The following is a 20,206-nucleotide window of genomic DNA, read 5'->3' on the forward strand; positions in this document are numbered from 1 at the left end:
ATGCGTGCAATCGTGCTGGCCGCCCAGGGCGGCCCCGAAGTCCTGGAGTACGTCGAGCGGCCCGACCCGGAGCCGGGTGACGGCGAGGTGGTGGTCGACGTCGCCGCGAGCGGCGTCAACTTCATCGACATCTACCATCGCTCCGGCGCCTACCCGCTGCAACTGCCCTGCACGATCGGGTCCGAGGGCGCGGGCATGGTGTCCGCGGTCGGGCCAGGCGTCGAGGGCGTGGTCGTCGGCGAGACGGTCGCGTGGGCGATGGCGCTCGGCAGCTACGCTGAGAAGGCCGTGGTGCCCGCCCGCCTGGTGGTGCCGGTGCCCGAGAGCGTCGCGCCGGACGTGGCCGCCGCCGTGATGCTGCAGGGCATGACCGCCCACTACCTCACCCACTCCACCTACCGGGTGCAGGAGGGCGACACGGTGCTCGTGCACGCCGCCGCGGGCGGCATGGGGCAACTGCTCGTCCAGGTGTGCAAGATGCTCGGGGCGACCGTCTACGGGACCGCCTCCACCCCGGCGAAGGAGAAGCTGGCCAGGGAGGCGGGCGCCGACGACGTGCTGACCTACCAGGACTTCGCCGAGAGGCTGCGCGGCAAGGTGGACGTGGTCTACGACGGCGTGGGCGCGACCACGTTCGACGGCGGGCTGGAGGCGCTGCGCCGGCGCGGGCTCATGGTCCTGTACGGAGCCGCGAGCGGTCCGGTGCCGCCGGTGGACCCGCAGCGGCTCAACCGGGCCGGGTCGCTCTTCCTCACCAGGCCGACGCTGGCCGACTACACGGCCGAGCGTGACGAGCTGCTGTGGCGGGCGGCCGACCTGTTCGAGTGGATCGGCTCGGGCCGGGTGCGCGTCAACGTGTCGCACCGCTACCCGCTGGCTGACGTGGCCAAGGCGCAGGAGGACCTGGCCTCGAGGCGGACGACGGGCAAGCTGCTGCTGATCCCGTGACGACTACGCTCGACGGCATGGACCTGACCACTTCGGTCGTCTCGTTCGCCGCCGTCGTCGCGTTATTGACGATCACGCCGGGACTGGACACCGCACTCATCCTCCGTACGTCCCTGTTGTCCGGGAAGCGCCCCGCGTGGGGGGTGACGCTGGGCATCCAGCTCGGCACGCTCGTCTGGGGCCTGCTGACGGCGGCCGGCCTGGCCACGCTGCTGGCCGCCTCGCAGCTCGCCTACGACGTCCTCCGCTACGCCGGGGCCGCCTACCTGGTGTGGATGGGGCTGCGCATGCTGCTGGTCAAGAAGGACGCGCACGTGGACGAGCCGGACGGGCGAGAGGTCCGCTTCCGCACCGGCTTCCGGCGCGGGCTGGTGACGAACCTGCTCAACCCGAAGGTCGGCGCCTTCTACGTGGCGATGCTGCCGCAGTTCATCCCGCCGGACGCGCCGCACGCGGCGGTGGGGCTGCTGCTGGCGGGCGTGCACGTGGCCGAGGGGCTGGTGTGGAGCGCGGGCCTGATCGTCTTCGCCGGGGTGATGAGCGGCGTGCTGCGGTCGCCGTCCGTGCGCCGCCTGCTCGACCGGGTCACGGGCGTGGTGATCGTCGGCTTCGGGGTACGGCTGGCGGTCGACTGATCTTCACGCGATCGACCGGATCTCGCGGAGCGTCGGGAGACCTGTACGGGTGACGACCATGACGTGGCAGCCGGCGGTGCTGGCGGCCGTGACGCCGGCCGGGCTGTCTTCCAGGGCGACGCAGCGGGAGGGATGGGCGCCGAGGCGGCGGGCGGCTTCGAGGTACAGGTCCGGGTGGGGCTTGCCGCGGCGGGTGTCCTCCGCGGCCACCACCTCGTCGAAGCGGTGACCGAGGCGGGGGAGCACCAGGGCGGCGATACTGCGGGGCGAGGCGGTCACCAGGGCGGTGGGGATGCGGGCGGCGGTCAGCTCCCGCAGCAGGGGAGTGGCGCCGGGCATGACGTCGAAGCTGTGGGCCAGCTCGCCGGCGAACGCGCGGGTGAGGGCGTCGCCGGTGTCCCCGGCGTCGTGGTAGCGGGGGGCGCGGGAGAGCAGGTGGGCGGCCGTGTGCTCGACCGTGCGGCCGAGCACGTCCGGCTCGTCGTCCGGGCCCAGGTCGACGCCCAGGCCGCGGGCCACCGTCGCGGTGGCCCGCCACCAGTGGGGCTCGGTGTCCACGAGGGTGCCGTCCAGGTCGAACAGGACGGCCGCGGGCACCTCAGACGGCATCGGGCACGGGGGCGGCGCGCGCGGCCACCAGGACGGGACGCTCCACGAGGCGGATCGCGACGCGGGTGCCGGGGGCGAGCCGCGCCGCCTCGTGGCCGGGCACGTCGGCGAGCACCTCGTGACCGTCCAGCAACAGGCGGAGACGGACGGACGCGCCGCGGAACGACGCCGTCACCACCTCGCCCAGACCGGACCCGGCACCGGACCCGGCACCGGAGCCGGGGCCGGGGCCGGGGCTGCGGGCGGAGTCCGGGCCGGGGTCGGGGGCGGCGAGGGTCACCTGGATGGCTTCCGGGCGGATGAGGACGGTGACGTCGGGGCCGGCGGGGGCGGTGCCGTCGACGGGCAGCGTCTGGCCGAGGACCGTCACCTTGCCGTCGCCGGCGAGCCGGCCGGGCAGGTGGTTCATGGTGCCGACGAACTCGGCGACGAACGGGGTGGCGGGCCGGTCGTAGACCTCGGCGGGCGGGCCGGCCTGCTCCAGGCGGCCGTCGCGGAGCACCGCGACCCGGTCCGCGATCGACAGCGCCTCCTCCTGGTCGTGCGTGACGAAGATCGTGGTGATGCCCAGGCCGAGCTGGAGCCGGCGGATCTCCTCGCGCAGCGCGACCCGTACCTTGGCGTCGAGCGCGGACAGCGGCTCGTCGAGCAGCAGCACGCGCGGCTCCAGGGCGAGCGCGCGGGCCAGCGCGACGCGCTGCTGCTGGCCGCCGGAGAGCTGGTGCGGGTAGCGGTCGGCGTGCCCGGGCAGGCCGACCAGCTCCAGCAGCTCGTCCGCCTTGGCCCGCCGGGTCGCGGTCGGCACCCCGCGCACGCGCAGGCCGAAGGCGACGTTGTCGCGCGCGTTCAGGTTGGGGAACAGCGAGTACGACTGGAACACCATGCCGGCGTCGCGCTTGTTGGCGGGCACGTCGGTGATGTCCTTGCCGTCGACCAGCACGGCCCCGGAGTCGGGACGCTCGAACCCGGCCACGCAGCGCAGCGCCGTCGTCTTGCCGCAGCCCGACGGGCCGAGCAGGGCGACGAACTGGCCGGGCTCGATGGTCAGGTCCAGGCCGTCCAGCGCCACCGTCTTGCCGAAGACCCGGCGCAGGCCGCGGAACTCCACCTTGGACGTCACTTCTTCTCCCTCCCGAAAGCGGTGGAGACCGCCAGCAGCAGCAGCCAGATGAGCAGCAGGCTGAGGATCGAGACCGCGACCGACACCTGACCGCGCGAGCCGGAGATCGTCACGATCCACACCGCGAACGGCTGGTAGCCGAGCAGCCTGGACACGGTGAACTCGCCGAACACCAGGGCGAGCGTGAGGAACGAGGCGCTGGCCAGGGCCGAGCGCAGGTTGGGGATGATCACGCGGAACATCACGTGCGGCCACGACGCGCCGAGACTGCGCGCGGCCTCCACCAGCGTCCGCACGTCCATGGTGCGCAGCCCCGCGTCCAGCGAGCGGTAGACGAACGGCAGGACGAGGACCACGTACGCGAGCACGAGCACGACGGGGAAGCCCGGGTCCTGGACGGCGATGAGCGTGGCCCAGAACGGGGTGGGCGCGAGCACGTCGGCGCCGACCCGCAGCGAGGTGCTCAGCCCGGCCACGTACGTGATCGGCGGCACCACGAGCGGGAGCGTGCAGAGCACCTCCATCAGCGGCCGCAGCCCCGGCGCGAACAGCCGGACGGCCAGCATCGCGGGCAGCGTCAGCAGCAGCACCAGCGCGATCGTGGCCAGGGCGAGCGCCAGCGACAGCGACAGGCTGGACGCGAAGCCCTCCGCCGTCAACAGCTCGGCGTAGGGCTCGAAGGACAGTCCGGTGGTGGGCGTGTAGATCGTGTACCAGAGCGACGCCCCGAGCGGCACCAGGAAGTACAGCCCGGCGATCACGAACACGGCGGCCCGCCAGGCGCGCGGGCGGCCGGGCCGGGCGGGGGCGGTGACGAGGGGCTGCTCCAGGCCCGTCACTGCAGCCATCGGGTGGTCCTCCTCTGCAGCGGCAGGTAGATCAGCATGACCAGGCCCGCGATCACGATCATGTCCAGGCTCAGGGCGAGCGCCACGTTCTCCTGGCCGATCAGCACGTCGCTGGTGAGCGCGTTGGCGATCTTGAGGGTGACCAGCGGCACGACCGTGCCCGCGCCCATGGCCGCCGCCGTGGCGTAGGCGGCGAAGGCCGAGCCGAACAGCAGCACCACCCCGCCGAGCAGGGCGGGCGTCAGCACGGGCAGGCCGACGTAGCGCCAGTAGTGCCAGGCGGTGGCGCCGTTGTTGGCCGCCGCCTCCCGCCACTGCGGCCGCAGCCCGTCCAGGGCCGGCGCCATCACCAGCACCATCAGCGGCACGCTGAAGTACAGGTAGACGATCACCAGGCCCCAGAACGAGTACAGCGACCCCGACGGCAGCCCCAGCAGCCCGCTCACCACGCCGGAGTTGCCCAGCGTGGCCACCCAGAAGAAGGCCAGCGGGACGCCGCCGAAGTTGGCCAGCACGCCGGAGGCGGTCAGCACCGCGTTGCGCAGCGCGGTGGACCGGGAGGTGACCACCGCGTAGGCGAGGAACGTGCCGAGCACGGCCCCCGACAGCGCCACCACGGCCGAGACCTGCACGCTCCCGGCCATGGCGGTCAGGTTGCCGCCTTCCAGGCTCTGCCGCACGTTGGCCAGCGTCGGTTCGCCGCGCGAGGTGAAGGCCCCCGCCAGCAGCGCGGCCAGCGGGATGCCGAACACGAACGCGTAGAAGGCGAGCAGGGGCAGCGTGCCGAGCCACCCCGGGGACCGTCTCATCCGGAGATCGCGGCGTCCCAGCCGCTCGCCAGCTTGTTCTTGGCCGCGTCGACCTGCTCCGAGGTCGGGAACGCCGGCTCGCCCTCGACGGCCGGCAGCGCCTCGGCCGCCGCCTTGTCGATGCTGCCGTCGGCCTGCATGGCGGGCATGAGGACCGGGCGGGCGAAGCCCTTCAGGTAGAGGTTCTGGCCCTCGGGGCTGTAGAGGAACTCCTGCCACAGGCGGGCCGCCGCCGGGTGCGGGGCGTCCTTGTTGATCGCCTGGGCGTACATCTGGAAGTACTGGCCGTCGGAGGGCACGTTGACCTGCCAGTCGAGGCCCTTGGCCGCCATCTGCGGGGCATAGGCGGCGTTGTTGTAGTCCCAGTCGATGCTGATCTGGGTCTCGCCCTTCTCGATCGTGGCGGGGGTGGTCTCGACCGGGTTGAAGTTGCCCGCGTCCTTCAGCTTCTTGAAGAAGTCGATGCCGGGCTGGATGTCGTCGAACGAGCCGCCGTTGGCGATCGAGGCGGCGTACACGCCGGCGAAGGCCGAGCCGGACTTGGTGGGGTTGCCGTTGAGCGCCACCTTGCCCTTGTACTCGGGCTTGAGCAGGTCGGCGAAGCTCTTCGGGCAGGTGGTGATCTTCTTGGCGTCGCAGCCGATGGAGATGTAGCCGCCGTAGTCGTTCACCCAGAGGCCGGTGGGCTCCTTCTGGCCCTCGGGGATCTTGTCGAAGGTCTGCACCTTGTACGGGGCGAACAGGCCCTCGGCGGCGCCGCTGATCGCGAAGGACTGGCCCAGGTCGAGCACGTCGGGGGCGCGGTCCTGGCCCTTGCGGGTCTTGACCGCGTTGATCTCGTCCGCGCTGGCGGCGTCCGGGTCCTCGCTCTCGATCTTGATGCCGTACTTGGCCTCGAAGGTCTTGATGATCTCGCCGTAGTTGGCCCAGTCCGGCGGCAGGGCGATGACGTGCAGGTCGCCTTCCTTCTTGGCGGCCTCGACGAGCTTGTCGAAGCCGCCGAAGTCGGCCGCCGAGGTTGCGGTGCGCGCGTCCACCCCGCCTTCGGCGGCCGTCGACGTCTGGGTTCCTGGCGCGGCGCCGCACGCCGCGGTGACTACCGTAAGGGCGGCGATGACGCCTGCCGCACGAGCGCGAGGTGTGAACACGTGGCCTCCACTCCGGGGGTGTGGGAGGAATGTAGGGGAACTTGTACAAACAAGCGAGCACCAGTAAGTCGCATATACGTTGCTCTTTCGTGAACTGGGGTGGTTGGTAATGGTTGCGCGCTATGAACTGATCGCCGATGAGCTGCGGGGCGAGATCCTCTCGGGCGTGCACCCGGTGGGGTCGCAGCTCCCGTCCGAGTCGGAGCTGGCCGCGCGCCACGGCGCCGCCAGGGGGACGGTCCGGCAGGCGGTCGCCGTGCTGGCCGCCGAGGGCCTGGTCGGGTCGCGGCAGGGGGCCAGGCGCATCGTGCTCGGCACCGCGCGCAGCCAGAGCTTCGCCGAGCTGCACAGTTTCGCCGAGTGGGCGCGGGCCAACGGCTACCGGTACGGCGGCCAGGTGATCGCCCAGCGCCGCCGCCCGCCCACCCCGGCCGAGGCGGCCAGGCTCGGCTCCGGCGAGGTGCTCGACGTGCTGCGGCTGCGCACCCTGGAGGACGAGCCGGTGCTGCTGGAGCGGACCGCGTACGCGGAGTGGATCGCCGGCGCCGTCGAGAAGCTGCCGCCCGGCTGCGGGTCCGTGACCGAGGCGCTGTACGAGTCGGCGGGGCTGGTGTTCGCCTACGGCGAGCACCTCATCGACGCGGTGCCCGCGAGCACGCGGGACGCGCGCCTGCTCGGGGTCAGGCGGGGCAGCCCGCTGCTGCGCCAGCGCCGGGTGACGACCACGCACGAGGGCAGGGCGGTGGAGTGCTCGGACGACCGCTACCGGGCGGGGAGCGTGGCCTTCAGCATCCGCAACTCGATCGGGGCGAACCCGCTCGTCCGGCACGCGGGCGACTTGCGTTTCGGCGCGTAAGAACATATGTTCGAGTCATAGCGCCCGCCTTCCCCCGGGTGGCTCAGCATAGGCACCAGAGCCGCGGGGAGAAGCGACTTGAGCAGACTCTATGGCGATCCGATAGAGGTGTGGACCAGAGACGGGGAGCCGACCCAGTTCGTCTGGCGTGACCGGCTCTATCTCGTCCGCCAGGTGCTCGATCACTGGGTGGTGGCCCGCGAATGGTGGAAGATCAGCGAGAGCGACCCCGGTGAGCGCCGGTTCTGGCGGGTCGAGGCCAGCCCCGGGCGCGAGGCCGGCACGTACGAGCTGAGGTTCGACACCGCCAGCGGCGGCTGGCTGCTCCTGCGGGCGTGGGACTGATGGGCGGCCGGGCGGCGGGGCCGTTCCCGCACCTCAACGTGAGCTCCGCCTACTCGATGCGCTACGGCACCGCGTTCCCGAAGGCGCTGGCGGAGCGGGCCTTCGAACACGGGATGGACATCCTGGCGCTGACCGACCGCGACGGGCTGTACGGCGCGGTCAAGCACGCGCAGGCGTGCGCGGCCGCCGGGATCGCGCCGGTGTTCGGCGTCAACCTGGCTCTCGGCGATCCGGAACCGGACATGTGGCCGATCGCCCCACCGAGCCGGGCAAGCGGGCGTGACGCCCGGCCGCGGACCGGGCCGGGGGCGCAGGACCGGGTGACCGTGCTCGCGCGCTCGCGCGGCTGGTCGCGGCTGGCGCGGCTGGTCACGGCCGCGCACTACGCGGGCGAGCGCGGAGACCCCCGCATCACCCGCGGGCTGGCCGCCGAGTGGGACGCCGCCGGCGACGGCGGGCTGGCGGTGCTGCTCGGCCCGCGCTCCGACGTCGGCCGCGCGGTGGCCGAGCGGCGCGACGACCACGCACGGACACTGCTCGGCCGGTGGCGCGAGGCGCTGCCGGGCGTGGTGATCGAGCTGGTCGACCAGTACGCGTTCCACGACGCCGCCACGGCGCTGCGGATGCTCGCCCTGGCCGAGTCCATGGACGTGCCCGCCGTGCTCACCAACGCCGTCCGCTACCTCGACCCGGCCGACCACCAGGTCGGCGACGTGCTCGACGCGGCCCGCCAGCTCGTCCCGCTGCACCCGCGCCACCTGGAACGCACCACCTCCCACGCCTATCTCAAGAGCGGCAAGGAGATGGCCCAGGTCGCCGCCAAGATCTGCGGCCACGACGGGGACCGGATCGGCAGGCTGCTGCGCACCACCCGGCAGATCGCCGAGGCGTGCGCCGCCGACCCGGTGGAGCTGCTCGCGCTCCGCCAGAGCCCGCCCCGCCTCCACCTGCCGGAGATCGGCGGCGACCCGGTGCCGCTGCTGCGCCACCGGGTCGCGGACGGCCTGGCCGAGCGCGGCCTGCGCCGTTCCCGCGAGGCCAGGGAACGGGCGGCCGCCGAGCTCGACGTCATCGAGCGCAAGCGGCTGTCGGGCTACTTCGTCGCGGTGTCCGGCATCACCGACATGATCCGCGGGATGGGGGTGCGCTGCGCCATCCGCGGGTCCGGCGCGGGCAGCCTGGTCAACTACCTCATCGGCATCGGCGAGGTGAACCCGATCGACCACGGCCTGCTCATGGAGCGGTTCCTGTCGGAGGGCCGGATCGGGCTGCCCGACATCGACGTGGACGTGGAGTCCGCGCGCCGCCTCGACTGCTACAGGGCGATCTTCGACCGGTACGGGGAGTCGCGGGTGGCGTGTGTGTCCATGATGGAGACCTACCGGGCGCGCAGCGCCATCCGCGACGTGGCGGGCGCGATGGGGCTGCCGCCGCACGAGATCGACGCCATCGCCAAGGCGTTCCCGCACATCCGGGCCATGCAGATCACCGCGTCCCTGCGCGACCTGCCCGAGCTGCGCGAGAGCCGGCTCGGCGACGCCGGTCTGGAGCGGGTGTTCCGGCTGGCGGAGAAGCTCGACGGGCTGCCCAGGCACATCGCGCTGCACCCGTGCGGGGTGCTGGTCGGCAACTCCGGGATGCGCGACCTCACCCCGGTCGAGCGCAGCCTGCTGGAGTTCCCCATGTCGCAGTTCGACAAGGACGACGTGGAGGAGGCCGGGCTGCTCAAGCTGGACGTGCTCGGGGTGCGGATGCAGTCCGCGCTCGCGTACGCGCTCGGCGAGATCAAGCGGGTCGACGGCGTCACGGTCGAGCTCGACGCCCAGAGCGGCGACGATCCGGACGTACGGTACGTCCCGCACGACGACCAGGAGACGTACGACATGATCCGGGCCGGCCGGACACTCGGCTGCTTCCAGATCGAGTCGCCCGGCCAGCGCGAGCTGGTCTCCAAGCTGGAGCCGCGCACCATGCACGACCTGATCGTCGACATCTCCCTGTTCAGGCCGGGGCCGGTCAACTCCGACATGGTGACCCCGTACCTGGAGGCCAGGCACGGCTGGCGGCAGCCGTACTACCCGCACGAGCGGCTGCGCGAGGCGCTGAAGGAGACGCACGGCGTGGTCGTCTTCCACGAGCAGGTGCTGAAGATCATCCAGGTGATGACCGGCCGCGACCTGTCGTTCGCCGAGATGCTCCGCCGCACCCTCGGCACGCCCGAGGGCCGTGACCGGGTGCGCAACCACTTCGTGCCGCTGGCCAGGGCCAACGGGTTCGGCGACGAGGAGGTGGAGCGGGCCTGGAAGGTGCTGGACGCGTTCGGCGGGTTCGGGTTCTGCAAGGCGCACGCGGCGGCGTTCGCGCTGCCCACCTACCAGTCGGCGTGGCTCAAGCGGCACCACGCGGCCGCGTTCTTCGCCGGGGTGCTCACCCACGACCCCGGCATGTACCCGGCACGGGTGATCATCGACGAGGCGCGGCAGTGCGGGGTGCGGATCCTGCCGCTCGACATCAACAAGTCGGCCAAGGACTGGCGGGTGGAACGGCTCGGCCCGCGGGTGCGGGTCCGCGTCGACCCGGCCCGGCTGGAGGGCTCCGGCCGGCCCCGGCGCGCGTTCGAGGCGGGGGAGATCGGCGAGGGGTACGCGCTGCGGGTGCCGTTCTCGGCCGTCAAGGGGGTCAGCGAGGCCGAGGTGGAGCGCATGGTGGCGGGCCGGCCCTACACCTCGCTCGCCGACTTCTGGGACCGGGCCCGCCCGTCCCGGCCGACGATGGAACGGATCGTGCAGGTCGGCGGGCTGGACGCGGTGCACGGGCTGCGGCCCGGCGACGGCGAGCGGTGGCGGCCCGGCGAGCTGACCAGGCGCGACCTGATCGCCCAGGTCGGCGCGCTGGAACGGGCCTCGTCGATCGGCGTGCGGGCGGGGCCGCGCCGCGGCAGACGGTACGCGCCCGCGCCGCCCGCCGAGAGCCGCCACCTGGCGGCCGTGCAGCTGCCCCTCGGCTTCACCGAGCACGTCACCCCCGGCGAGCTGCCGGAGATGACCGACGCGGAGATGGTCGAGGCCGAGCTGGAGATCCTCGGCATGGACATCAGCCGGCACGTCGTCAGCTTCCACGACGAGCTGCTGGACGCGCTCGGCGTGACCCGCGCCAAGGACCTGCTCGGGCCGCGCAACGGGGCCGAGGTGCTGGTGGCCGGCGTCAAGGTGGCCACCCAGACGCCCGCGATCCGCTCCGGCCAGCGCATCATCTTCGCCACCCTGGACGACTCGACGGGGCCGGTCGACCTGACTTTCTTCGAGTCGGTGCAGGGGCGGTGCGCGGCCACCGTGTTCGGGTCGTGGCTGCTGCTGGTGCGCGGCGCGGTCCGCCGCACCGGCGCCCGCGCGGTCTCGATCCGGGCCCTCGACTGCTGGAACCTGGCCGACCTGGACGCGCTGTGGCGGACCCGCGGCCTCGACGCCGTCCGCGCCGAGCTCGCCCGGCCCCCGGCCGACCAGGGCCCGGTGGGCGGGCGCGCCATCGAGTACGGCAACGGCTTCCGCCTGTCGCCCTACGCCGACCTGGGCCCGGCCGTCACCGACCCGCCCCGCCGCCTCTGGCACGCCAGCCCGGGCAGCTCCGGCCCCACCGCGGCCTGATCCTCGTCAGGAGGCCCGGCCCAGGCGGGTGACCGCGGTGACGGGGGCCGGTCGGCCGGGGGACCCGGCGCTGGGGCGGACGGCGGGGGAGCGCTGCGGGGTGACGCGGCGGACCGTGGCGGCGCAGAGGGCGGCCGACAGGGCCAGGCACGCCAGCTCCAGGAAGCCCAGCCCGGTGAGGCTGTCGAGCGCGTCGAGCGGTAGGACGATGGTGAACACCGCCAGCGTCGCCAGCCAGCTCAGCCACCAGCCCGTCACCAGGGCCACCCGGCCGCGCCGGCTCTCCTCCGCCGGGCCGGTCGCCCGCCACGTCTCGTACACCAGCACCGCCGGCGCCACCAGGTTGACGCCCGGGATGAGCCAGGCGGCGGCCACCGTGCTCCGGGCCGCGGGCAGGGCGCCGGCCTGGCGGACGCGCACCAGCCACGTGGTGTGGGCGGCCGCGGCGGCGATCGTGGTGGCCAGGGCGATCAGCAGCAGCACCGCGAACACCGTCGCCGCGCCGGCCAGCGCGTCGGCGTCGGGGCCCGACGGCCGCCCGCCGAACTCGGCCAGCTCGGCGGCCAGCTGTCTGCCGCGCACCTGCTCGAAGACCACCAGAGCGCCCAGGGAGAGTACCTGCGCGGCGAGCGTCACGTAGACGGTGGTGGCGGCCTTGCTGACGACCTTGCTCGCGGACGTGGTAGCGGCTTTGGTGGGCGGTGCCTGGGCAAAGCGCACGATGTTCTCCCCCGGGCCATACGGTGGGTTCTGATTCACTTGTATCCCGGAGGCTGACCCGCTAATCAGCTCACGACACCCGATTCCCAGGCCCACGCGGCGATCTCCACCCGGTTCCTGGTGCCCAGCTTGGTGAAGATGCTCCCGAGGTGCGTCTTCACCGTCGACAGCGACACGAACAGCTCGGCCGCCACCTCCTGGTTGGTGCGTCCCCTGGCGACCAGCCGCACCACGTCCAGCTCGCGGTCCGTCAGCGGTTCCGGCAGGGGCGCGGGGGAGCGGCGGGGCCCGGACAGGTGCCGCAGCAGCCGCACCGTCACCGACGGCGACACCAACGACTCGCCGCCGGCCGCCGCCTTGACCGCCTCCACCAGCAGCGTCGGGCCGCTGTCCTTGAGCAGGAACCCGGTGGCGCCCGCACGCAGCGCCCCGTACACGTACTCGTCCAGGTCGAAGGTGGTGACGATGACCACCCGCATCGGGTTCTCGACGCCGGGCCCGGCCAGCGCCCGGGTCGCCTCCAGGCCGTCGAGCCTGGGCATCCGGATGTCGAGCAGGCACACGTCCGGGCGCAGCCGCCTGGCCTCGGAAACCGCGTCGGCGCCGTCGGCGACGGCCGCCACCACCTCCATGTCCGGTTGCGCATCCAGAATCATCTGAAATCCGGTGCGTACCAATTCCTGATCATCGGCGATGAGAACCCGAATAGTCACGCCCAAACTCTAGAGTCAACCGAACGGCCGATGCGGACCGTACGCATGGCCGATCCGCCGCCCCCGTCCGTCCCGGCAGGCTCGGAGCCATGAACGACGTGCTTGTGGGGCGGGCTCTCGCCAAACGGTTCGGGCAGACGGTGGCGCTGGGCGGGGTGGACATCGCGGTGCGCGCCGCGGAGGCGGTGGCGATCATGGGGCCGAGCGGCTCCGGCAAGTCGACGCTGCTGCACTGCCTGGCCGGGATCATGAAACCGGACGCGGGCGAGGTCCACCTGCTCGGTCAGCGCATCGACGACCTGGGCGAACGGAAGCGCAGCGCGCTGCGCCGCACCCGGTTCGGGTTCGTGTTCCAGTTCGGCCAGCTCCTGCCCGAGCTGCCCGCCGAGGAGAACGTGGCGCTCCCGCTCATGCTCGGCGGCGTCGCCCGCCAGGACGCGGTGCGGACCGCGCGGCAGTGGTTCGGCCCGCTCGGGCTGGGCGGCATGGAGGGCAGGCGGCCGGGCGAGCTGTCCGGCGGTCAGGCGCAGCGGGTGGCCATCGCCAGGGCGCTGGTGACCAGGCCGGCCGTGGTGTTCGCGGACGAGCCCACGGGGGCGCTCGACCAGGCCACGGGCCACGAGACGATGCGGCTGCTGGTGGAGGCCACCAAGCACAACGACGCCTCCCTGATCGTGGTCACCCACGACCCGAACGTGGCGGGCTGGTGCGACCGCACGGTCGAGGTCCGCGACGGCAGGCTGCTGGCGGGCGGGGTGCCGGCGTGAACCTCGATCTGACGTGGCGGCTGCTCAAGGGCGGCGGCCGCCGCGGCCTGCTCGGCACCTGGCTGACGCTGGGGGCGGTCGCGGTGGCCACGGCGCTGCTGCTGTTCGCGGTGACGGCCAACTTCGCCTTCCAGGCCAGGGGCGACCGGGACGCGTGGCGCAACCCGGTGGCGGCGGGGAGCGGCGCGACGGCCGTGGAGGCCGCCCGGTTCGACTACGTACGGGACGAGCGGATGACGGTCGTGGACGTGGCGGCGCTGCCCGGGAAGGCGCCCGCGCCGCCGCCGGGGCTGGACCGCTTCCCCGCGCCGGGCGAGGCGTGGCTGTCGCCCGCGCTGGCCGAGCTGGCTCGCGAACTGCCCGCCGACCAGCTCGCGGCCCGTTTTCCCGCCGTGACCGGCGTGCTCGGCGAGGAGGCGCTGGCCTACCCCGGTGAGCTGGTGGCCGTCGTCGGGCACCGGCCGGACGCGCCCGTCATGACCGCCGAGCGCAGCGACGACTGGATCGCCGGCCGGCCGCCCACCCCCGTCGCGGACTTCACCGGCAGGGTGTCGGAGGACGCGGAGGCGTACCAGGTGCTGGCGCTGATCGCGAGCGTGCTCATGGTGGTGCCGCTGCTGGTGTTCGGCGGGGCCGCGGCCCGGCTCACGGTCGCCAGGCGCGACCAGCGGCTGGCCGCGCTGCGGCTGGTCGGCGCGACGCCCGGGCAGGTCGTCGGGATGACGGTGGCCGAGGCGGTCATCGTGGCGTTCGCCGGCGCGGTCGCCGGGACCGCGGCGTACGCGGCGGCCGTGCCGCTGCTGACGCGGATCGAGATCGGCGGCGGGCCGTGGTTCGCCGCCGACCTGTGGCCGCACCCGCTGGTGCTGGCCGGCGCGCTCGTCGCGGTGCCGCTGCTGGTCGGGCTGTCGGCGGTGGCCGGGCTGCGGCGGGTGGTGGTCAGCCCGCTGGGCGTGGCCAGGCGCCAGACGCCGCCCGGCATGCGGGCGCTGCGGGTGCTCGCGCTGCTGGTGGTGCTGGCCGCCTTCCCCCTGCTGGGCCTGGAGGCCAGTGTGACGGTCATCGCGGTCGCGATCGCGCTGGCCCTGCTCTCGCTCAACCTGGCTGGGCCGTGGGTGGTCGGCCTCATCGGCCGCGTCGCCGCCGCCTTCGCCCGGACGCCCGCTCTGCTGCTGGCGGGGCGCAGGCTCGTGGACGATCCGCGCTCGGCCTGGCGGACGGTCAGCGGGGTCGCGCTCACCGGGTTCGTCGCCGGGTTCCTCGGGATGCTCAGCCCGGGGGCGTTCTCCAGCGGGGCGTCCTACGCGGAGTTCCGGCTCGCCGTGGTGGAGGGGCGGCCGGCGGTGGTCGCCGAGCAGGCGCGCGAGCGGATGCGGGACGCCGGGCTCGCCGCCCGGGTCGAGCACTCGGAGAAGCTCGTCACGGTGACGGTGACCGGCGACGCCGCCCCGGCCGCAGGTGACGGGGCTGCCGGTGACGCGGGCAAGGGCGACGCGGTCGCCGGTGACGGGGGCGGTGTCGGGGTGGTGGCCGTCGATCGGGCGCGGACCGCTCTGGCGGGGCTCGTTCCCGGGCGGACGCCGACCAGTGAGGCCGACGACCAGCGGTTCGGCTTTCAGCTGCTGGACGACGTCCGGGTGGGCACGGTGGTGGTGCTGTCGGTGTCGTTCCTGGTGGCCATCGCCAGCGCGGGGATCACCGCGGCCTCGTCGGTCCTCGACCGGCGTCAGACGTACGGACTGCTGCGGCTGGCCGGCACCCCGCTGACCGTGCTGGACCGGGCACGGCGGGCCGAGACGCTGATCCCGCTCACCGTGATGGGCGGCGGCACGATCGCGGCCGGGGTGTTCTGCGCGACGCCGTTCATGCTGGGCGCCCCGAACCTGAGCGGGGCGGTCATGCTGGGGATCTGCGTGGCGCTGGGCTTCGCGGGCGTGCTCGGGGCCGGGGCGCTGAGCAGGCCGCTGCTGGTGGCGGTCACCACCGACCCGTCACCCCGCCCCGACTGACCGGGCAGGAGGGACCCAGGCCTCGATGCGCTCGCGGGCACTCGTCGATCGGGAGCGGGCAGTCGAGCGCCTGCTCGATCAGGTCCTCGGCCGCCTGTGCGCGGGCGACGCGCCGCTCCGGCTCGGCGATGTGATCGCGGAGCACGTCGCTAGGCCCGCAGCACGGTGACCTGGCGGCCGGACGGGGTGGTCGCCTGCTCGAACGTGCCTCTCTGGTTCCATGGCGCGGCCTCGGGCCGCCGGTCGAAGATCACCAGGACGCCGGTGGTGAGGCTGAGCCGGTCCAGGTAGCCGTCGAGCTGGGCCAGCCCTTCGGTCAGCGGGTCGTCCTTGCCGGCTCGCCAGACCTTCAGCTCCATCGCCTCGCGCTGCACCAGCCGCTCGCCGCCGGGGCCGGTGTAGGGCCAGCGGACGAGCACGTCCAGGCGTTTGGTGCCGGCGGCGTACTCGCGATCGAGATAGCCTCCGCCGTTGACCAGGCGGTGCAGGAAGGCCATGAGGATGATCTGGCAGGCGGCCTCGTGGTAGTTCTCCTGACGGATGAGCACCTCGCCGTGCTCGCGCCAGAAGACCACGAACTCCTCCAGCAGCCGGGGCAGGTCGAACCGGCCGTCCGGCAGCACGAAACTCCGCGGGTCCGCGCGCACGTTCTGTTGCGATGAATCGCCCAGCACGCGCAGGATGACCTCCCGGTAGATCGGGTTGGCCACCTCCAGCGGGGGTTTCTGCTTGATCAGCCCCAGGTCACGGACGTAGGACAGATCGTCGGACAAGGCGGAGTCGGTGTAGAGGTCGCCGGCCACGATCGGTTCCATCACCCGCTTGACCCGGGGCTCGCGCAACCGCGCCATCAGAGAGTCCAGGTGCATGGCCCGCGCCCGGATCAGCCGCTCCCTGGCCTCATCCACCCGCGCGACGGTGACGGCATCGGTCACCCCCATCTCCACGATGATCTCGTGGGCGAGGGCGTTGACCAGCCATGGCTGTCCTTGGGTCAGCTCGAAGACCCGCTCCACGGCGTCCTTGGTGAACTCCTGCCCGGTCGCCTCCGTGTGCTGGCCGTACAGCTCGCCGATCTGGCCGGCGGTGAAGTCGCCCAGGCGCAGCGACTTGGTGACGATGTTGAACGGGCTGGTGGGGTTGCACCGGCCCGGGTCGGCACCCACGGCGGTCTTGTAGTCGCGGACGTCGCGCAGCCCGCACAGGATCACGGACGCGGGGAACGGGTGCCCGTCCGGGCGGGCGTTGTGACCGTCCCTGAGCTGGCAGAGGAAGCTGACCAGGCTGCTGCCCTGCAGGGCGTCGATCTCGTCGAAGAACAGCACCACCCGGCGCGGACTGCGGCGGCACCACGCGCTCAGACCCGTACCGAATCGGGTGCCCGGCGTAGCCTCCGGCCAGGGGTCCGGCGGGAGCAGTTTCTTCGGCCAGCCCGATCGCTCGGCGGCCTCGCGGATGGATTGCAGCAGGATCGACTCCGCGGCCGCGTAGTCGTCACCGGCCACCTTGGCGCGCTCGCAGGAGAACGCCAGGGCCGCGATGTCCCTCTCGGCCGTCAACTCCGACGCCAGGGTGCGCAGACCCGTCGTCTTGCCGGTCTGCCGAGGCGCGTGGACCACGAAGTAGCGATCCATGTCGATCAGCGTCCGAGCCTCGGGAAGCCGGGGCGTGGGCGGGATCATGTAGTGGAGCCGGGGGTCACACGGGCCCGCGGTATTGAAAGATTTCGCTCGGGGTGCGCGCATAATCACATACTGTCATCACTCCTGTGTTGAGCGATGACGATTCAGCCCGCTGCGGTGGGGTCCTCCGCTCAGCCGAGCACCAGGTCGCGGATGGTCCGTAGGGACGGCTCGTCGCGCGGGCCCATGACGAGCAGCGACGTAACCGGCGACTTGTGCCACGGCTCCAGGCGTTCCTTGATCCGCCCCGGCGGGCCGACCAGGGAGATGCCGTCGGCCAGCTCGTCCGGGATGGCGCGGAACGCCTCGTCCTTGCGGCCCGCCAGGTAGAGGGCCTGGATGTGCTCGGCGGCCTCGGCGTAGCCCATCCGGCCGATGATGTCGGCGTGGAAGTTGCGGTGCCTGGCCCCCATGCCGCCGATGTACAGGGTCAGCATCATCTTGACCCCGTCGAGCGCCGCCCGCACGTCGTCGGAGATGATCACCATGACCATGGCCGCGATGTCGAAGTCGGGGTCGCGCGAGGCGAGCGCGTCGCCGTACATCTCCTCGATCTTGGAAGGGAACGCGAACAGCGGGAGCCAGCCCTGGGCGACCTCGGCGGCGAGTGCGACGTTCTTCGGGCCCTCGGCGCCCAGGTAGACGGGGATGTCCTCGCGCAGCGGGTGGGTGATGAGCTTGAGCGGCTTGCCCAGGCCGCCGGGCAGGGGGAGCGGGTAGTGCGGGCCGTCGCTGGTCACGGGCTCCTCGCGGCGCCACACCTTCCGCATGATCTCGACGTACTCGCGCGTACGGGCCAGCGGTTTGGCGAACGGCTGGCCGTACCAGCCCTCGACCACCTGCGGCCCGGACGCGCCCACGCCGAGCAGCAGCCGGCCGCCCGTCAGGTGGTCGAGGGTCATGGCGGTCATGGCCGTGGTGACCGGCGGGCGGGCGGAGAGCTGGGCGACGGAGGTGCCCAGCTTGATCCGCGACGTGCGCGCCCCGTACCAGGCCAGCGGCGTGAACACGTCGGTGCCGTACGCCTCCGCGGTCCACACCGAGTCGTAGCCGAGCCGTTCGGCGGCCAGCACCGACTCGGTCGCGTCGTCGGCGTGGCGCTGCCAGTAACCGACGTTCAGGCCGAGCTTCATCGACACCTCCGGAATCTAGTTCTATTACCCCCGGCCGCGGCGGGGGTGTCAATGAGTCGTCGGCAGGGGAAGCCTGACCCTGTGCTCCTGCGCTGTCTGGCCTGCGTCCTGCTCCTGCTGTCGCTCACGGCCGAGCCCACGGGCGCCTCCCGGAGGTCGCCGAACATCGTGGTCATCATGGCCGACGACCTGGAGGCCGGGACCCTCGCGCACTTTCCCCAGATCACCCGCCATCTGGTGCGGCAGGGCATGTCGTTCGACCGGTTCTTCACGGCCGACTCCTGGTGCTGCCCGTCGCGCTCGTCCATCCTGCGCTCCCAGTACGTCCACAGCCATGGCGTATGGACGAACACCGCCCCGGAAGGGGGATTTGAGCGCTTCAACGGCTTGGGTCTGGAACGTTCCACTATCGGGACTTGGATGCAGGATGCCGGGTATCGCACCGCGTACATGGGCAAGTACCTCAACCACTACCCAGGCCCGATGCCCGAGACGTACGTGCCGCCCGGCTGGGACACCTGGCACGTGCCCGTGCGCGGCCTCTACAACGAGTACGGCTACCGGCTCAACAGCGACGGCCGGCCGGTCGAGTACGGCTGGGGCGAGCATGACCACCTCGCCGACGTGCTGGCCGGCAAGGCGAGCGACTTCATCGCCGCGGACGGACGGCCGTTCTTCCTCTTCCTGGCGCCGGTCGCGCCCCACCTGCCGGCCAACCCTCCGGTACGGCACGCGGAGGCGTTCACCGAGGCCACGGCGCCCAGGCCGCCGTCGTTCAACCAGGAGGACGTGAGCAAGGAGCCCGCCTGGCTGCGCGACCGGCCCCCGCTGAGCCAGAGCGAGATGGACAGGGCCGACCAGCTGTACCGCACCAGGCTGCGGGCCATGCTGGGGGTGGACGACCTCGTGGGCTCGGTGATGGACGCGCTGGCGAAGACGGGCCGGCTGCGTGACACGTACGTGTTCTTCACCTCCGACAACGGGTTCCACCTGGGCACGCACCGGTTGGCCCAGGGCAAGACCACGCCGTTCGAGGAGGCGATCCGGGTGCCGCTGGTGGTGCGCGGGCCCGGCGTGCCGGCCGGGGCGTCGGCCGGGGAGCTCAGCGCCACCGTCGACCTGGCCCCCACCATCGCGGAGCTGGGCGGGGCGCGGGTGCCGTCGTTCGCCGAAGGCCGGTCGATGACGCCGCTGTTGCGCGGCGGGCGGCCGGCCGGGTGGCGGGAGAACGTGCTCGTCGAGTTCGCCAGACCGGCCAACCGCCGGTCGGCCGCGCAGACGCCGGTGCCCGGCTACCGTGCCGTGCGGACCCGCCGCCACCTCTACGTCGCGTACGAGACGGGGGAGGAGCAGCTCTACGACCTGCGCAAGGACCCCTACCAGCTGCACAACCTCGCCGCCTGCGCGAACCCTGCGCTGCTGAAGGACCTGCGGGCCCGGCTGGACGCGATGCGTTCCTGCTCGGGCGCGGCCTGCCGGGTCGCCGACACCCTGACCCCCGGCTGACTGTCAGAACAGCGACGGGTAGGCGTCCGCCAGGTGGTCGGCGACCGCGCGGGCCGCTTCCTCCGGGTCGGCCGCGCGGATCGCGGCGAGGATGCGCACGTGCCCGGCGCGCAGCACCGTCGTGTCGCCCAGCTGTTCGACGGCTTCCACCGCGTGCCGCCGCATGGAGTCGCGCAGCGAGCGCATGAACGCGGCGATCAGCCGGTTGCCGGACGCGTCCGCGATCGCGCAGTGGAAGGCGGTGTCGTGCTCGACGAACTCCTCCGCCGACCGCGCCGCATCCATCCCCGCCAGCGCGACGGCGAGCGCGGTGGTGTCCGCGCCGGCCGAGGCGGCGCGGGCGGCCGCCCAGCGCTCGATCATCAGCCGGGTGTCGATCACCTCGCGCGGCTCCAGACTGGCCAGCCCGAGGTGCAGCCTCAGCAGGTCGGTCAGCGTGTGGTCGGGCCGGGAGATCAGCACCGCGCCCGCGTCCGGCCCCCGCCCGACCTGGGACGTCACCACGCCGAGCGTCTCCAGCACGCGCATCGCCTCGCGCACCGACGAGCGGCTCACGCCGAGCTCCTCGGCGAGCTGCCGCTCCGCGGGCAGCCGGTCGCCCGCGGTCAGCCCGTCGTCCGCGATCCGGCGCTCCAGCTGGGCGAGCACGTCCTCGAACGTGCGGGTCCGCTTCGGGCGGGTATCAGGCAACGGGACCTCCTTCGAGGATTGCGT

At 72.9% G+C, this 20,206-nt stretch carries 18 protein-coding genes; 8 read left to right on the forward strand and 10 right to left on the reverse strand.

Annotation, left to right across the window (positions count from 1 at the left end):
* Positions 1 to 948, forward strand: a complete 948-nt coding sequence (locus ACZ6YG_RS37775) for a quinone oxidoreductase family protein (protein ID WP_466020625.1) — start codon at positions 1 to 3, stop codon at positions 946 to 948.
* A 17-nt stretch (positions 949 to 965) separates the two neighbouring features.
* Positions 966 to 1,583, forward strand: coding sequence for a LysE family translocator (locus tag ACZ6YG_RS37780; protein WP_466020626.1), 618 nt, complete (start codon positions 966 to 968; stop codon positions 1,581 to 1,583).
* A 3-nt stretch (positions 1,584 to 1,586) separates the two neighbouring features.
* On the opposite strand, the gene ACZ6YG_RS37785 is transcribed toward ACZ6YG_RS37780, so the two are convergent.
* Genes ACZ6YG_RS37785 through ACZ6YG_RS37805 form a run of 5 tightly spaced genes read right to left on the reverse strand, consistent with a single transcriptional unit; the run spans position 1,587 to position 6,117 of the window.
* Positions 1,587 to 2,180: an HAD family hydrolase gene (locus ACZ6YG_RS37785; protein ID WP_466020627.1), complete on the reverse strand. Its 594-nt coding sequence runs from the start codon at positions 2,178 to 2,180 to the stop codon at positions 1,587 to 1,589.
* Position 2,181: 1 nt separating this feature from the next.
* Positions 2,182 to 3,312, reverse strand: coding sequence for an ABC transporter ATP-binding protein (locus tag ACZ6YG_RS37790; protein ID WP_466020628.1), 1,131 nt, complete (start codon positions 3,310 to 3,312; stop codon positions 2,182 to 2,184).
* Entirely contained in the window at positions 3,309 to 4,160 is an 852-nt protein-coding gene (locus tag ACZ6YG_RS37795) for an ABC transporter permease (RefSeq protein ID WP_466020629.1), read from the reverse strand. The genes ACZ6YG_RS37790 and ACZ6YG_RS37795 overlap by 4 nt, the downstream gene beginning before the upstream one ends.
* On the reverse strand, positions 4,148 to 4,969 hold the full coding sequence (locus ACZ6YG_RS37800) for an ABC transporter permease (RefSeq protein WP_148029860.1): 822 nt from the start codon (positions 4,967 to 4,969) through the stop codon (positions 4,148 to 4,150). Before ACZ6YG_RS37800 ends, ACZ6YG_RS37795 begins: the two co-directional genes overlap by 13 nt.
* The gene (locus ACZ6YG_RS37805; RefSeq protein WP_219548028.1) at positions 4,966 to 6,117 is read right to left on the reverse strand and encodes an ABC transporter substrate-binding protein; all 1,152 of its coding nucleotides are present in this window, start codon (positions 6,115 to 6,117) and stop codon (positions 4,966 to 4,968) included. Before ACZ6YG_RS37805 ends, ACZ6YG_RS37800 begins: the two co-directional genes overlap by 4 nt.
* Positions 6,118 to 6,226: 109 nt before the next feature.
* Here ACZ6YG_RS37805 and ACZ6YG_RS37810 point away from each other — a divergent pair, with 109 nt between their 5' ends.
* The 3 genes from ACZ6YG_RS37810 (at position 6,227) to ACZ6YG_RS37820 (ending at position 10,962) form a co-directional block, all read left to right on the forward strand.
* A complete protein-coding gene (locus ACZ6YG_RS37810; RefSeq protein WP_219548030.1) occupies positions 6,227 to 6,973 on the forward strand; it encodes a GntR family transcriptional regulator in 747 nt (248 codons plus the stop codon).
* Between the two features lie 78 nt (positions 6,974 to 7,051).
* Positions 7,052 to 7,318, forward strand: a complete 267-nt coding sequence (locus ACZ6YG_RS37815) for a DUF6504 family protein (protein ID WP_148029863.1) — start codon at positions 7,052 to 7,054, stop codon at positions 7,316 to 7,318.
* A complete protein-coding gene (locus tag ACZ6YG_RS37820; protein ID WP_466020682.1) occupies positions 7,318 to 10,962 on the forward strand; it encodes a DNA polymerase III subunit alpha in 3,645 nt (1,214 codons plus the stop codon). Before ACZ6YG_RS37815 ends, ACZ6YG_RS37820 begins: the two co-directional genes overlap by 1 nt.
* A 6-nt stretch (positions 10,963 to 10,968) precedes the next feature.
* On the opposite strand, the gene ACZ6YG_RS37825 is transcribed toward ACZ6YG_RS37820, so the two are convergent.
* On the reverse strand, positions 10,969 to 11,682 hold the full coding sequence (locus ACZ6YG_RS37825) for a DUF4328 domain-containing protein (protein ID WP_466020630.1): 714 nt from the start codon (positions 11,680 to 11,682) through the stop codon (positions 10,969 to 10,971).
* Between the two features lie 65 nt (positions 11,683 to 11,747).
* Complete coding sequence (locus ACZ6YG_RS37830) at positions 11,748 to 12,395, reverse strand: response regulator (RefSeq protein ID WP_148029865.1); 648 nt, start codon at positions 12,393 to 12,395, stop codon at positions 11,748 to 11,750.
* A gap of 89 nt (positions 12,396 to 12,484) precedes the next feature.
* Between ACZ6YG_RS37830 and ACZ6YG_RS37835 the strand changes: the two genes are divergently transcribed.
* The gene (locus ACZ6YG_RS37835; protein WP_148029866.1) at positions 12,485 to 13,162 is read left to right on the forward strand and encodes an ABC transporter ATP-binding protein; all 678 of its coding nucleotides are present in this window, start codon (positions 12,485 to 12,487) and stop codon (positions 13,160 to 13,162) included.
* Positions 13,159 to 15,171 carry an FtsX-like permease family protein gene (locus ACZ6YG_RS37840; RefSeq protein ID WP_466020631.1) on the forward strand — a complete coding sequence of 671 codons (2,013 nt, stop codon included), beginning with the start codon at positions 13,159 to 13,161 and terminating at the stop codon, positions 15,169 to 15,171. The genes ACZ6YG_RS37835 and ACZ6YG_RS37840 overlap by 4 nt, the downstream gene beginning before the upstream one ends.
* A 149-nt stretch (positions 15,172 to 15,320) precedes the next feature.
* Here ACZ6YG_RS37840 and ACZ6YG_RS37845 read toward each other — a convergent pair whose 3' ends face one another.
* Complete coding sequence (locus ACZ6YG_RS37845) at positions 15,321 to 16,805, reverse strand: P-loop NTPase family protein (protein WP_466020632.1); 1,485 nt, start codon at positions 16,803 to 16,805, stop codon at positions 15,321 to 15,323.
* A 179-nt stretch (positions 16,806 to 16,984) separates the two neighbouring features.
* Positions 16,985 to 17,986, reverse strand: coding sequence for an LLM class F420-dependent oxidoreductase (locus tag ACZ6YG_RS37850; protein WP_148034354.1), 1,002 nt, complete (start codon positions 17,984 to 17,986; stop codon positions 16,985 to 16,987).
* Between the two features lie 81 nt (positions 17,987 to 18,067).
* Between ACZ6YG_RS37850 and ACZ6YG_RS37855 the strand changes: the two genes are divergently transcribed.
* Complete coding sequence (locus tag ACZ6YG_RS37855; RefSeq protein WP_466020633.1) at positions 18,068 to 19,492, forward strand: sulfatase family protein; 1,425 nt, start codon at positions 18,068 to 18,070, stop codon at positions 19,490 to 19,492.
* A 3-nt stretch (positions 19,493 to 19,495) separates the two neighbouring features.
* Here the strand turns inward: ACZ6YG_RS37855 and ACZ6YG_RS37860 are convergent, their stop codons facing one another.
* The gene (locus ACZ6YG_RS37860) at positions 19,496 to 20,182 is read right to left on the reverse strand and encodes a FadR/GntR family transcriptional regulator (RefSeq protein ID WP_271278040.1); all 687 of its coding nucleotides are present in this window, start codon (positions 20,180 to 20,182) and stop codon (positions 19,496 to 19,498) included.
* Positions 20,183 to 20,206: the final 24 nt, after the last annotated feature.

The sequence above is a fragment of the Nonomuraea sp. NPDC054003 genome (assembly GCF_055585125.1).